This window comes from Nocardioides sp. (genome assembly GCF_030150155.1).
Lineage (GTDB): Bacteria > Actinomycetota > Actinomycetes > Propionibacteriales > Nocardioidaceae > Nocardioides.
The window spans coordinates 113138-125616 of sequence record NZ_JASLGR010000040.1; the positions used below are offsets into that span (position 1 = coordinate 113138).

Here is a 12479-nt window from a genome sequence, read left to right on the forward strand (position 1 = left end):
GTCCCCACGGAGAACCCTCCGCGAGCCGTGGGAGCGCGCGGTGTCGGCACGGCCTCGCATTCGCTGGACCGCTCGCAGTCGGCCGCTCCCGAGGGGCGACTGGACGAAGGCACGGGGACATCCTCAGGGCGCAGCTCGTCCCTCCCCATGGCTGGCATCGTCGATAGGCACCACTCCCCCGCAGCCAAGGAGACGTCTCAGTACCAACGATCGACCTGACCGGTGCCACCGCCGCACCAGTCGGTCACACCGTCTCGAAGTACGGCTGCCATCGCCGCGTGTTTGTTTGGTTACGGCGGGTCCTCGAACGGCTTCGGCACCCGCTGTGCGGCCCCTGCCAGTCGGTAGGCGGCTGCCACGAGCCGGCACTCCGACAGGCTCATTCCTTCCACACACTGACGTGCCCGGTCGCAGTCCTGGCGCCGGTCCGAGGCCGCTGATGCGAGCTGTCTGACCGCGCTCGATCGATACCGTCGTCCACCGAGGCACCGCACCACCTCGGAATGAGTTCGGACCCCGCTTGTAGGCGCCGCACCCGCTCCCACCGCGCCGACCGCCGCCTCCACAGAGCTCACCGTCAGGAACGCACGCTCCCCCTGTCACCCGTTGCGGACGCCCGTCGGCACGAGGTCCCTTCCCCTATGCCCCGGCAGACCCCCTCGGGATCAGTGACCCCCTCATCCCCCGTGACGGTCACACTCACAGCCGCCTCTGCCGGTGGCACTGTCACCGGTGGCGCTGTCGCGGAAGCCCCTGAGATCTCCCCAGCCACGGTTGCCCCTCACCACCAGTCCCGTCACCACCAGCCCGCTGCTCCGCCCACCACGGGAACCCTTGGCATCAGCCCCCGGCTCCACCACTCGCCGCCACCCCTCGACGACAGCAGTCCGAATCGCCCCTCAGAACTGCGTCCAGCGCACGTCCTCGTCGGCCACGAGCGCCCCGGTCGACGGACCGACCTCCACAGACCCCCGGCAACGTCGCCCAGGCAACGATCCCGCTCTGCGGCATATGCCAACCGCCGTCACGGCGCCAACCACCCGACTGGTAGCGGTCGACACCACCTGGCCCTGGGCATCCACAGCCCACACTCCTCCGCAGTGTCCTTCACTCCCCAGACCCGCACCGGTCTCACCCTGAGGCACGACCCCTCCCACTCCTCCGTTTCACGTGAAACATCCACACCGACCCGAAGAAGCCAGAAATCCACGAAGACACCCCGAAAAACGAGGCCACAGAATCCAATCTGACGGACGAACAGGGATCCAGTGGACCTCGGGCCCATTGAACCCATGAGAGGCCTCCCAGTGGCCTCCTGGGGCCGATTTTCAGATCAGGGGTCGACGCCGAGCGACGAAAACGCCTCCGACTGGCCCGGAAGCCACTCCTCAGCCACCCGTCACGCACCAGACAACCTGACATCACACGTTGCCACAAAGCGAACGACCCCGAAACGCACGAGAGCCCCGCTTCCGAAGAAACGGGGCTCTCGAACCAGAACTGGATCAGGCGGGCTGCACCACGACGTACCGTCGCGGCTCCACACCCTCCGAGGACGACGTCAGGCCGGCGGCGGCGACGGCGTCGTGGACGACCTTCCGCTCGAAGGGCGACATCGGCGACAGCGAGACCGGGGCACCGGAAGCCTGGACCTCGGCCACGGTCGACGCCGCGAGCTCCTCCAGGGTGGCCCGACGGCCGGCACGGTAGCCGGAGATGTCGAGCATGAGGCGCGACCGCTCCCCCGTCTCCCGGTAGACGGCCAGACGGGTGAGCTCCTGGAGCGCCTCCAGGACAGCACCGTCGCGACCCACCAGGTGGGTGAGGTCGGCACCGACGATCGAGACAGCGGCACGGTCGCCGTCGACGTCCATGTCGAGGTCGCCATCCAGGTCGGCGATGTCGAGGAGCTCCTCGAGGTAGTCCGCGGCGATGTCGCCCTCGGCCTCGAGCTCCTTGACCCGCTTGGACGCACCCGACGGAGCAGGGGCGGTCTCGTCGGCCGACTCGATGGAGACGGCGTCAGCCTCGACGGGCTCGACCACGTCGTTCTCTTCAGTCACTTCGCATTCCTCTTCAAGGGGAGTGGGTGCCGGTTGCCCGGCGGAGGTCTTACTGGCCGGGGCGCTGCTTCTTCCGCTCGGCCTTGCTCTGCCGCTTCGGCTGCTGGCGCGTCGAGGGACGCTGCTCCTCAGCCTCGGTCTCGACGACGACGCCCTGGGCACCGGTCGCGAGACCCTTCGCAGCGTTCTTCTCGCGGTCACGGGCCTCCTTCGCCTTGGCGGCGGGAGTGCCCGGAGCGGGGTTGTTCCGGATGACGTAGAACTGCTGGCACATCGTCCACAGGTTCGAGGTCGTCCAGTAGAGCATCAGGCCGATCGGGAAGGCGATACCACCGACGGCGAACACGATCGGGAGGACGTAGAGCAGGATCTTCTGCTGCTGGGCGTACGGGCCGCTCATCGCGTCCGCCGGCATGTTCTTGCTCATCAGCTGGCGCTGGGTGATGAACGTCGTGGCAGTCATCGCGATGACCAGGATGATCGCCAGTACGACGACGTTGGTGTTGTTGTGCCCGGTCAGGGTGTCGGAGATACGCGCGCCGAAGATCGATCCGTCGTGGATCTGCTGGACGTCGTGCGCCTTGAGGAAGCCCTTGGGCTTCAGCTTCGCCGCGTTGTTGATCAGGTGGAACAGCGACAGGAAGATCGGCATCTGGATCAGGAGCGGCAGGCACGAGGCGAACGGGTTGGTGCCCGTGTCCTTGTACAGCTTCATCGTCTCCTGGGCGAGACGCTCACGATCGTGGCCGTACTTCTTCTGCAGCTCCTTGACCTTCGGCTGGATCAGCTGCATGTTCCGGCTGGAGTTGATCTGCTTGACGAACAGCGGGATCAGCAGAGCACGGATGGTGACCGTCAGGCCGATGATGGACAGCGCCCACGCCCAGCCCGACGCGGGGTCGAGCACGACGCCGATGACCTTGTGCCAGGCCAGCAGGATCGCCGAGATGGCGTAATACAGCGGGGTGCCGATGGCGACGATGATGCTTCCCACGAGGGATCAGGCTCCTTGCTTGGCGCAGTTCTAGTGATCAGGGTGTGCGGACGGTACCGGGTCGTACCCACCTGCCGCCCACGGGTGGCAGCGCAGCACGCGACGCATCGCCAGCCAACTGCCCTTCACGGCACCATGCTCGCGCACAGCGTCCAAAGCGTAGGCGGAACAGGTCGGGTAGTACCGGCAGACCTGCCCATACAACGGGCTGATCGCGAACCGATACGCCCGCAGGAGGCCGATGAGGACGTACTTCATCGATCCACCCGCTGGAGGCAACGAGCCAGATCGGCTCGCAGTTCCTCCGATGAGGCGGTCGCAGCAGCCGGGAGCGCTCGGACCACAAGCACAGCAGAGCCCGGGAGCGCATCAAGCAGCTCCCGGGCCTGGTGTCGAAGTCGACGCTTCACGCGATTGCGCGTCACCGCCGGACCTACAGCCTTGCTGACCACGAACCCCACACGCGCGCCAGTGCCGCCGTCCTCGTTTCCGAGGTCGGCGTGCACCACCAGCGTCCGCGAAGCCGCACGACGTCCCCTCCGAACGGTGGCGGTGAAGCCGACCGAATCAGTGAGGCGATGCGACCGGGGAAGCACGGTCAGTCGAGGCCGAACGGCCTCAGACCGCGAGGTCCTTGCGGCCCTTGCGGCGGCGCGTCGCGAGGATCGCACGGCCGGCACGGGTGCGCATGCGCAGGCGGAAACCGTGCGTCTTGGCACGACGACGGTTGTTCGGCTGGTACGTACGCTTGCTCACGAGCTTGTCCTTTGATCAGTTCTTGGGAAGTGTCCGCACGAAACGAGACACCTCGACACCTTGGCAGCGTCGAACCCATTCCTAGCGACCGCCAAACGGTACGCGTTCGGGATTGACAGGGTCAAACCCTGGGCGATAGCACGCTCCAGCCGGCCGTCCGAGCCTGTGGACAACCGGTTGCTGATGGCGGCCACTGCGGGTTACGTTCGCGGCCTGCTGAGCGAGTTTACGCCTGAAAATTGCTCCACAGCTTGTGGAAAAGGCTGTGGAGAGTGTTCGGGCTTAGGGTGAGACCCTACGAAATCCGTAGTTCAACCGTCTCATAGGGGAGGCCGCTGCATGGAGTCGAGCGGGACCCAGGATCCCGATCAGGAGACCATCTTCGAGCGGGCCTGGCAGGCAGTCGTCGCCGGGCTTCAGCCCAGCCAACAGGCATGGGTCCGCACCAGTGCACCTGTCGCCATCCATGGCGACACCGCGATCGTGGCGGTGCCCAACGACTTCACCCGCAACCGCCTCGAGGGTGCGCTCCGTTCGCACCTGGAGGAGGCCCTCTCGGACCAGCTGCGCTCCGAGGTCCGGATCGCCGTCACGGTCAACCCGGCCCTCGAGGTCGACGCAGCCCCGGAGGAGCCGCCGGCAGCGCCGTCACCGAAGCGCGATCACGTCGACCACACCGACGGCCCGCTGACCCCGACCCTGGACTTCTCCTCGGTCGGCGCCGAGGACGGCCCGGACCACCGCAGTCGCGTGCAGCCGCCGGCCCTGGTGCCCACGCCGGCACGCCAGCAGCGCCCCGAGGACGCGGCCCAGAGCACGCTGGAGACGCGGCTCAACCCGAAGTACACCTTCGAGACGTTCGTCATCGGCTCCTCGAACCGGTTCCCGCACGCAGCGGCGATCGCGGTCTCCGAGGCGCCCGGTCGGGCGTACAACCCGCTGCTGGTCTACGGCGACTCCGGGCTGGGCAAGACCCACCTGCTGCACGCCATCGGCCACTACGTCCGCTCGCTCTACCACGGTGCCAAGGTGCGCTACGTCAGCAGCGAGGAGTTCACGAACGAGTTCATCAACGCGATCCGTGACGACCGCCAGGACCGCTTCAAGAAGCGGTACCGCGACGTCGACGTCCTGCTGATCGACGACATCCAGTTCCTCGAGGGCAAGACGCAGACGCAGGAGGAGTTCTTCCACACCTTCAACGCGCTGCACAACGCCAACAAGCAGATCGTGCTGACCTCCGACCGCAGCCCGAAGCGCCTGGAGGCGCTGGAGGACCGGCTGCGCAACCGGTTCGAGTGGGGCCTGATCACCGACGTCCAGCCGCCCGACGTCGAGACCCGGATCGCGATCCTGCGCAAGAAGGCAGCGATGGAGCGGCTCACCGCACCGCCGGACGTGCTGGAGTTCATCGCCACCAAGATCCAGACGAACATCCGGGAGCTCGAGGGCGCACTGATCCGTGTGACGGCCTTCGCCAACCTCAACCGCCAGGACGTCGACATGTCCCTGGCCGAGATCGTGCTCAAGGACCTGATCCCCGAGGGTGGGGAGCCGGAGATCACCACCGGCCTGATCATCACGCAGACGGCCGCCTACTTCGGGATCTCCATCGACGAGATCACCGGGCCCTCGCGGGGACGTCATCTGGTGATGGCTCGCCAGATCGCGATGTACCTGTGCCGGGAGCTCACCGACCTCTCGCTGCCGAAGATCGGAGCGCTGTTCGGCGGCCGCGACCACACCACGGTGATGTACGCCGAGCGCAAGATCAACCAGCTGCTCGCCGAGCGTCGCGCGGTGTTCAACCAGGTCACCGAGCTCACCAACCGGGTGAAGGTGACGGCTCGCCAGAGCTGAGCCCGCCCGCTCCACGACGTACGACGACGACCGCCGGACCCGACAGGGCCGGCGGTCGTGTCGTCTGCGGCGGGGGAGGGGCACCGGAGTCGGCGCCGATGTTCCTCCACGGAACCGTCCCAAGCCTGTGGATAACTAGGGGGTCAACAAATGAATTACACGGTGGTGAGATGAGGATCGGCTACGTCCGAACCCATAACCGGGGTCCCGGCTCCACAGTCACCGACGGCCCGTCCAGATTTCATCCCCAGGCCCTGTGAACAGCGTTTCGCCGACGCGACCTGCGGAAACGTCGGTTGTCCACAGTTTCCACCGACGCTATGACTCCTATGGAACTACAAGCACGACATTTCCACGTGGAAACCCTCCAGGCCCTCTTCCTGGGGAAAACCAAGCCGCCCTCCCGCTCTGCGGGTGTGCGTGGCAGGATTCAGAGTCCGACAGTGTCGTCACCGAGCGACGACACCTCAGCCCGTCATGACCGGAAAGGTCCCTCATCGTGAAGTTCCGCGTCGACCGCGACGTCTTCGCTGACGCCGTTGCCTGGGCAGCTCGCAGCCTCCCGGTCCGTCCCAGCACCCCGGTGCTCTCCGGTCTCCTGATCGAGGCCACCGAGTCCGGCCTCGTGCTGTCGAGCTTCGACTACGAGACGTCGGCACGCGCCACGTTCGCGGCCGAGATCATCGACGAGGGCAAGGTGCTGGTCAGCGGCAAGCTGCTGGCCGACATCGTCAAGAGCCTGCCGGCTAAGCCGGTCGAGCTCACCCTCGACGGCGCCCGGGTGAGTCTCACCTGCGGCTCGGCCCGGTTCAGCCTCCAAACCATGCCCGTCGAGGACTACCCGACCCTGCCCGAGATGCCGACCTCGGCGGGCACGGTGAAGAGCGAGGAGTTCGCTCACGCCGTGGCCCAGGCCGTCACGGCCGCCGGTCGCGACGACATGCTCCCGGTGCTGACCGGTGTGCGCCTCGAGATCGACGGCACCACGATCGCGCTGCTCGCCACCGACCGGTTCCGGCTCTCCATCCGCGAGCTCACCTGGGACCCGGCCACCCCCGACAGCAACCTGGCGGCGCTCGTGCCAGCGAAGGTGCTCGCCGACACCGCGAAGTCCCTGACCGCCGGCTCGGCGATCACGATCGCGCTGGCCAGTGCCGGCAACGGCGAGGGCATCATCGGCTTCGAGGGGCAGGTCGCGGGCGGCGTACGCCGGACCACGACCCGTCTGCTGGACGGGGAGTTCCCCAAGGTCCGCAGCCTCTTCCCCAGCGAGCACCTCACCATCGCGAAGGTCGACAAGGCGGCGCTGATCGACTCGGTCAAGCGCGTCTCCCTCGTCGCCGAGCGCAACACCGCGGTCCAGCTGGCGTTCAACGACGGCGTGCTGACCCTCGACGCCGGCACCGGCGACGAGGCCCAGGCCTCGGAGTCGATCCAGGCCGAGGTCACTGGCGAGGACCTCACCACGGGCTTCAACCCGCAGTACCTGCTCGACGGTCTCAACGCCATCGACGCGGGCGTGGTGGAGCTCGCCTTCACCCAGGCCGCCAAGCCGGTGGTCATCTCGGGCGCCACTGACGCTGACGCCGAGTTCCGCTACCTGCTGATGCCGCGCCGCCTGCTCTCCTGAGCGACGCCGCGGACGCGGCTCTCGAAGTATTTTCCCCAACCACGCGAAGGATGAAGCTGATGCATCTTGGTCTCATCGGTCTGGGCAAGATGGGTGGCAACATGCGCACCCGCCTGCGCAACGCCGGCCACGACGTCACGGGATTCGACCACAACCCCGAGCTGAGCGACGTCGCGTCGCTCGCCGAGCTCGTTGAGGCACTGCCCTCGCCCAAGGTGGTCTGGGTGATGGTGCCGGCCGGTGACCCGACCCGCTCCACGATCGCCAGCCTCAAGGAGCTGCTCGGCGAGGGCGACCTGGTCGTCGACGGCGGCAACTCGAAGTACACCGACGACGCGATCAACGCGGCGTCGCTGGCCGAGAAGGGCATCGGCTTCGTCGACTGCGGCGTCTCCGGCGGCGTGTGGGGTCTGCAGAACGGCTACGCCCTGATGTACGGCGGCAAGGCCGAGGACGCCGAGAAGGTCATGCCCGCCTTCCTCGCCCTCAAGCCGTCCGACACCGAGGACGGCCTCGTGCACTGCGGCTCCACGCCCGGCGCCGGGCACTTCTCGAAGATGGTCCACAACGGCATCGAGTACGCGATGATGCAGTCCTACGCCGAGGGCTGGGAGCTGCTGGAGAAGGCCGAGATCGTTGAGAACGTTCCGGAGATCTTCGCGTCGTGGCGCACCGGGACCGTGGTCCGGTCCTGGCTGCTCGACCTGCTGGTCGACCAGATCCGTGCCGACGAGCACCTCGACGCGATCAAGGGCTACGCCGAGGACTCCGGCGAGGGCCGGTGGACCGTCGAGGCAGCGATCGAGCACGCCGTGCCGATGCCGGCGATCTCGGCCTCGCTCTTCGCCCGCTTCGTCTCCCGCCAGGAGGACGACTACGCGATGAAGGCGATCGCCGCGATGCGTAACGGCTTCGGCGGCCACGCGGTCGTCAAGGAGTGACGCGGTGCGGGTCGACCAGACCCGCACCGCCGTGTGCAGCGCGCCCCGGGCCGGACGGTCCGGGGCGCGATCCGCTCTAGAATGGGTGTGCCGGGGGACAGGCCCCAGGGCCGGACCGGCCGGCACAGGCGACCACAGTGAAGCGAGCGGGGTGAACGATGTACGTCAGCCACCTCACGCTGCACAACTTCCGCTCCTACGAGCTCGCCGAGGTCCCGCTCGAGCCCGGCGTGACGGCGTTCGTCGGCCTCAACGGCCAGGGCAAGACCAACCTCGTCGAGGCGATCGACTACCTCTCCCGGCTGCAGTCCCACCGCGTCGCCAGCGATGCCCCGTTGATCCGTGCCGGAGCCGACCAGGCGCTGATCCGAGCGGCGGTGGTCCGCGACGGACGCACCGCGACGCTCGAGGTCGAGATCAACGCCGGTCGCGCCAACCGGGCCCGGGTCAACCGCTCGGCGCTGCCCCGCACCCGTGACCTGGTCGGCCTGGTCCGCACCGTCGTCTTCTCACCCGAGGACCTCGCCCTGGTCAAGGGCGACCCCGCGGACCGGCGTCGCTTCCTCGACGACCTGATCGTGTTGCGCGCGCCGCGTCTGGCCGGAGTCCGCAGCGACTACGAGCGGGTGCTGCGTCAGCGCAACACGCTGCTCAAGTCAGCCCGTTCCCAGCGCAGCTCACGGGAGGCGATGCTGACCACCTTGGCGGTGTGGGACGAGCAGCTGGCTCGTGCCGGTGCCGAGATCCTGGCCGAACGACTCGCCCTGGTCGACGCGCTGGGTCCGTACGTCGGCAAGGCGTACGAGACCGTCGCCCGCGGCGCCTCGCGCGACGACGCCGAGATCAGCTATCGGCCCTCGCTCGACCTGGCCGGTCTGGAGGCCCCGGTGGCGTCAGGGATCGATCCGCGGCCGATGCTGGAGCGGGCCCTGCTCGACGAGATCGAGCGCCGCCGTCCGGAGGAGATCGACAGGGCCGTCTCCCTGGTCGGTCCGCACCGCGACGAACTGCTGCTCACCATCGCCGGTGGCGACCAGAAGCTGCCGGTGAAGGGCTACGCCTCGCACGGGGAGTCGTGGTCGTTCGCGCTCGCGCTGCGGTTGGCCTCCTACGACCTGCTCCGGGCCGACGGCGACGACCCGATCCTGGTCCTCGACGACGTCTTCGCCGAGCTCGACTCCGCGCGTCGTGAGCAGCTCGCCGACCTGGTCGCGGGGGCCGAGCAGGTCCTGGTCACCGCGGCGGTGGGTGCCGATGTGCCCGCCGTGCTGCGCGGTGCCCGGTACCGGGTCGCGTCCGGTGAGGTGACCCGTGAGCTCGACTGAGGAGCGACCCGACGACGCCGTCGAGCTGCCGCCGCGCAGGCAGCAGCCCGGTGCGGACGGTGAGAGCATCGAGGCCGGGGGAGTGGTCGAGCCCGATCGCCCCGCCGACGGTCTGGAGCTGGCGCGGGCACTGACCCGGGCCACCGCGAACGCGTCCCCGCTGGCTCGGGCCCGCTCGCGACGACGTACGCCGCGGATGCCGGTGCAGAGCAGCGGCGCCCACCCCGACGACCGCGATCCGCAGCTGCTCGACATGACGCTCGGTCGGCTGGTGGCCGACCACGGCTGGCAGGTCGACCTCAAGGTGCACAGCCTGCTGGGGCGCTGGGCCGAGCTGGTCGGACCCGAGATCGGGGACCACTCCACGCCTGAGTCGTTCGCGGACGGGGTGGTGGTGGTCCGCACCGACTCCACTGCCTGGGCGACCCAGCTCAAGCTCCTCGCTCCCTCGGTCGTACGCCGTCTCAACGAGGAGCTGGGCAACGGCACCGTCCTCCAGATCGACGTGCGCGGACCGGTCGGTCCGACCTGGAAGAAGGGGCCGCGCTCGGTCCGGGGCGGACGAGGGCCCCGCGACACCTACGGCTGATCCGGCCGACGTCCCGGATCGGGCTCAGAGCCGATCTGCGGGCCTGTCGGAGGTATGGGCCCTCAGCCGCACCCCTGGGAGGCGCTTCGCGGGCCGTTTCCCGGGGTTTTTCGCGGTGTTTCTGTGCCATTGTCCACAACCCGCTGGCCAGCACCCGGGATTCTGGGCGCCGGGGCGGTATTATGGCTGGGTGACTGATCCGGAGCAGACCCCTGAGATCGACGCCCAGATCGGAGACAACGCTGGAGGTGACGAGGCGACGTACGACGCCTCGGCGATCCAGGTCCTCGAAGGCCTGGAGGCAGTGCGCAAGCGGCCCGGCATGTACATCGGCTCGACCGGTGTCCGGGGCCTGCACCACCTGATCTGGGAGATCGTGGACAACGCGGTCGACGAGGCGCTGGCCGGCTACTGCGACACGATCCTGGTCACCCTCAACGCCGACGGCTCGGTCAGCGTGGCCGACAACGGCCGAGGCATCCCGACCGATACTGCCCCCGGCCAGGAGCTGCCGGCCGCGACGCTCGCCCTCACCGTGCTGCACGCCGGTGGAAAGTTCGGCGGCGGCGGCTACAAGGTCTCCGGTGGTCTGCACGGCGTCGGCTCGTCGGTGGTGAACGCCCTCTCGGACCGGATGCACATGCAGATCAAGAACCGCGGCTTCCTGTGGGAGCAGGAGTTCAGCCTCGGTGCCCCCGACTATGCGCTGCGTCAGGTCCGCCCGATGGAGGACGACGAGCGCACCGGCACGAAGATCACCTGGTTCGCCTCGCCGACGATCTTCGAGACCACCACGTACAACCTCGAGACCATCGTCAACCGCTTCCGCGAGATGGCTTTCCTCAACAAGGGCCTCAAGATCGTCCTGCGCGACGAGCGTCCCGAGGGTGCCGAGCTCGCCGACGTGCTGAGCGCCGAGCCGCTGGAGGAGGGCGAGGAGCCCACCGAGGTCGAGACCGCCGGTGCGGCCGCGGCCGGTGAGTTCGACGGCACCGAGGAGAGGCCCGCCCTGGAGCAGATCTTCTTCTACGAGCGCGGTCTGGCCGACTACGTCGACTTCCTGAACAAGAAGAAGCAGGTCTTCTCGCCCGTCATCGCCTTCGAGGCCGAGACCGGTGACTCCGCGCCGAACCCGATGAGCCTCGAGCTCGCCATGCAGTGGCAGGGGTCGTCGTACAACGAGTCGGTGCACACCTTCGCGAACACGATCAACACGCCTGAGGGCGGCACCCACGAAGAGGGCTTCCGGGCCGCGCTCACCTCGCTGATGAACCGGTGGGGCGAGGAGTGGGGCCTGATCAAGAAGAAGGAGGACCGGCTCACGGGTGACGACATCCGTGAGGGTCTGACCGCGATCATCAGCCTCAAGATCTCCGAGCCGCAGTTCGAGGGCCAGACCAAGGCCAAGCTCGGCAACACCGAGGCCAAGGGCTTCGTCCAGGGCGTCGTCAACGAGCACCTCGGCGCCTGGCTCGAGGAGCACCCGGGCGAGGGCAAGGACGTCATCCGCAAGGCGCAGGCAGCGGCCACCGCCCGGATCGCGGCCCGCAAGGCCCGCGACCTGGCGCGCAACCGTAAGGGTCTGCTCGGTGGCGGTGGCCTCCCCGGCAAGCTGGCCGACTGCCAGTCGAACAAGCCGGAGGAGTGCGAGGTCTTCATCGTCGAGGGTGACTCCGCCGGCGGCTCGGCCAAGTCCGGCCGCGACCCGCGGATCCAGGCGATCCTCCCGATCCGAGGAAAGATCCTCAACGTCGAGAAGGCGCGTCTGGACAAGGTCCTGGCCAACCAGGAGGTCCAGGCGATCATCTCCGCGCTCGGCACGGGCGTGCACGACGAGTTCACGCCGGAGAAGCTGCGCTACCACAAGATCGTGCTGATGGCCGATGCCGACGTCGACGGCCACCACATCAACACCCTGCTGCTGACGCTGCTGTTCCGGTTCATGCCGCAGCTGATCAAGGAGGGCCACGTCTACCTGGCCCAGCCGCCGCTGTACCGGATCAAGTGGAACAAGCCGCACGATCACGAGTTCGTCTACTCCGACGCCGAGCGTGACGCCGTCATCGCCGACGGTCAGGCCGCGGGCAAGAAGCTGCCCAAGGACGCCGCGATCCAGCGCTACAAGGGTCTGGGCGAGATGAACGCCGACGAGCTGTGGGAGACCACCCTCGACCCCGACCAGCGGATCCTGCTCCAGGTCACCCTTGAGGACGCCGCGCAGGCCGACGAGATCTTCTCCATCCTGATGGGGGAGGACGTCGATGCCCGCCGCACGTTCATCCAGCGCAACGCCAAGGACGTCCGGTTCCTCGACATCTGAG

The 12479-nt window shown here is 68.0% G+C and carries 11 protein-coding genes; 6 read left to right on the forward strand and 5 right to left on the reverse strand.

The genetic code is table 11. The features are described 5' to 3' along the window. Positions 1–1505 precede the first annotated feature (1505 nt). The 5 genes from Q1V88_RS13125 to rpmH are packed head-to-tail and all read right to left on the reverse strand — an operon-like array spanning position 1506 to position 3813. The gene (locus Q1V88_RS13125; protein WP_300681666.1) at positions 1506–2063 is read right to left on the reverse strand and encodes a R3H domain-containing nucleic acid-binding protein; all 558 of its coding nucleotides are present in this window, start codon (positions 2061–2063) and stop codon (positions 1506–1508) included. A gap of 49 nt (positions 2064–2112) precedes the next feature. Further along, positions 2113–3057: a membrane protein insertase YidC gene (yidC, locus tag Q1V88_RS13130; RefSeq protein ID WP_300681668.1), complete on the reverse strand. Its 945-nt coding sequence runs from the start codon at positions 3055–3057 to the stop codon at positions 2113–2115. Between the two features lie 30 nt (positions 3058–3087). Then, positions 3088–3315: a membrane protein insertion efficiency factor YidD gene (gene yidD, locus Q1V88_RS13135; protein WP_300681669.1), complete on the reverse strand. Its 228-nt coding sequence runs from the start codon at positions 3313–3315 to the stop codon at positions 3088–3090. Then, entirely contained in the window at positions 3312–3653 is a 342-nt protein-coding gene (gene rnpA, locus Q1V88_RS13140; protein ID WP_300681670.1) for a ribonuclease P protein component, read from the reverse strand. Before rnpA ends, yidD begins: the two co-directional genes overlap by 4 nt. A gap of 22 nt (positions 3654–3675) precedes the next feature. Continuing rightward, positions 3676–3813, reverse strand: a complete 138-nt coding sequence (rpmH, locus tag Q1V88_RS13145; protein WP_227781791.1) for a 50S ribosomal protein L34 — start codon at positions 3811–3813, stop codon at positions 3676–3678. A gap of 339 nt (positions 3814–4152) precedes the next feature. Here rpmH and dnaA point away from each other — a divergent pair, with 339 nt between their 5' ends. From dnaA to Q1V88_RS13175, 6 genes are all read left to right on the forward strand, one after another. Further along, a complete protein-coding gene (gene dnaA, locus Q1V88_RS13150; RefSeq protein WP_300681673.1) occupies positions 4153–5673 on the forward strand; it encodes a chromosomal replication initiator protein DnaA in 1521 nt (506 codons plus the stop codon). A gap of 499 nt (positions 5674–6172) precedes the next feature. Continuing rightward, the gene (gene dnaN / locus Q1V88_RS13155) at positions 6173–7303 is read left to right on the forward strand and encodes a DNA polymerase III subunit beta (RefSeq protein WP_300681675.1); all 1131 of its coding nucleotides are present in this window, start codon (positions 6173–6175) and stop codon (positions 7301–7303) included. 59 nt (positions 7304–7362) lie between these two features. After that, a complete protein-coding gene (gene gnd / locus Q1V88_RS13160) occupies positions 7363–8244 on the forward strand; it encodes a phosphogluconate dehydrogenase (NAD(+)-dependent, decarboxylating) (protein ID WP_300681677.1) in 882 nt (293 codons plus the stop codon). Between the two features lie 158 nt (positions 8245–8402). Further along, positions 8403–9569 carry a DNA replication/repair protein RecF gene (gene recF, locus Q1V88_RS13165; RefSeq protein WP_300681679.1) on the forward strand — a complete coding sequence of 389 codons (1167 nt, stop codon included), beginning with the start codon at positions 8403–8405 and terminating at the stop codon, positions 9567–9569. After that, a complete protein-coding gene (locus tag Q1V88_RS13170) occupies positions 9556–10158 on the forward strand; it encodes a DciA family protein (protein ID WP_300681681.1) in 603 nt (200 codons plus the stop codon). Before recF ends, Q1V88_RS13170 begins: the two co-directional genes overlap by 14 nt. A gap of 229 nt (positions 10159–10387) precedes the next feature. Next, positions 10388–12478 carry a DNA gyrase subunit B gene (locus Q1V88_RS13175; RefSeq protein ID WP_300681708.1) on the forward strand — a complete coding sequence of 697 codons (2091 nt, stop codon included), beginning with the start codon at positions 10388–10390 and terminating at the stop codon, positions 12476–12478. The last annotated feature ends 1 nt before the right edge of the window (position 12479 follow it).

Coding starts and splice junctions, on each gene's coding strand:
- yidD (WP_300681669.1), bottom strand. CDS start 3,315: ATGAAGTACGTCCTCATCGGCCTCCTGCGGGCGTATCGGTTCGCGATC.
- dnaA (WP_300681673.1), top strand. CDS start 4,153: ATGGAGTCGAGCGGGACCCAGGATCCCGATCAGGAGACCATCTTCGAG.
- gnd (WP_300681677.1), top strand. CDS start 7,363: ATGCATCTTGGTCTCATCGGTCTGGGCAAGATGGGTGGCAACATGCGC.
- recF (WP_300681679.1), top strand. CDS start 8,403: ATGTACGTCAGCCACCTCACGCTGCACAACTTCCGCTCCTACGAGCTC.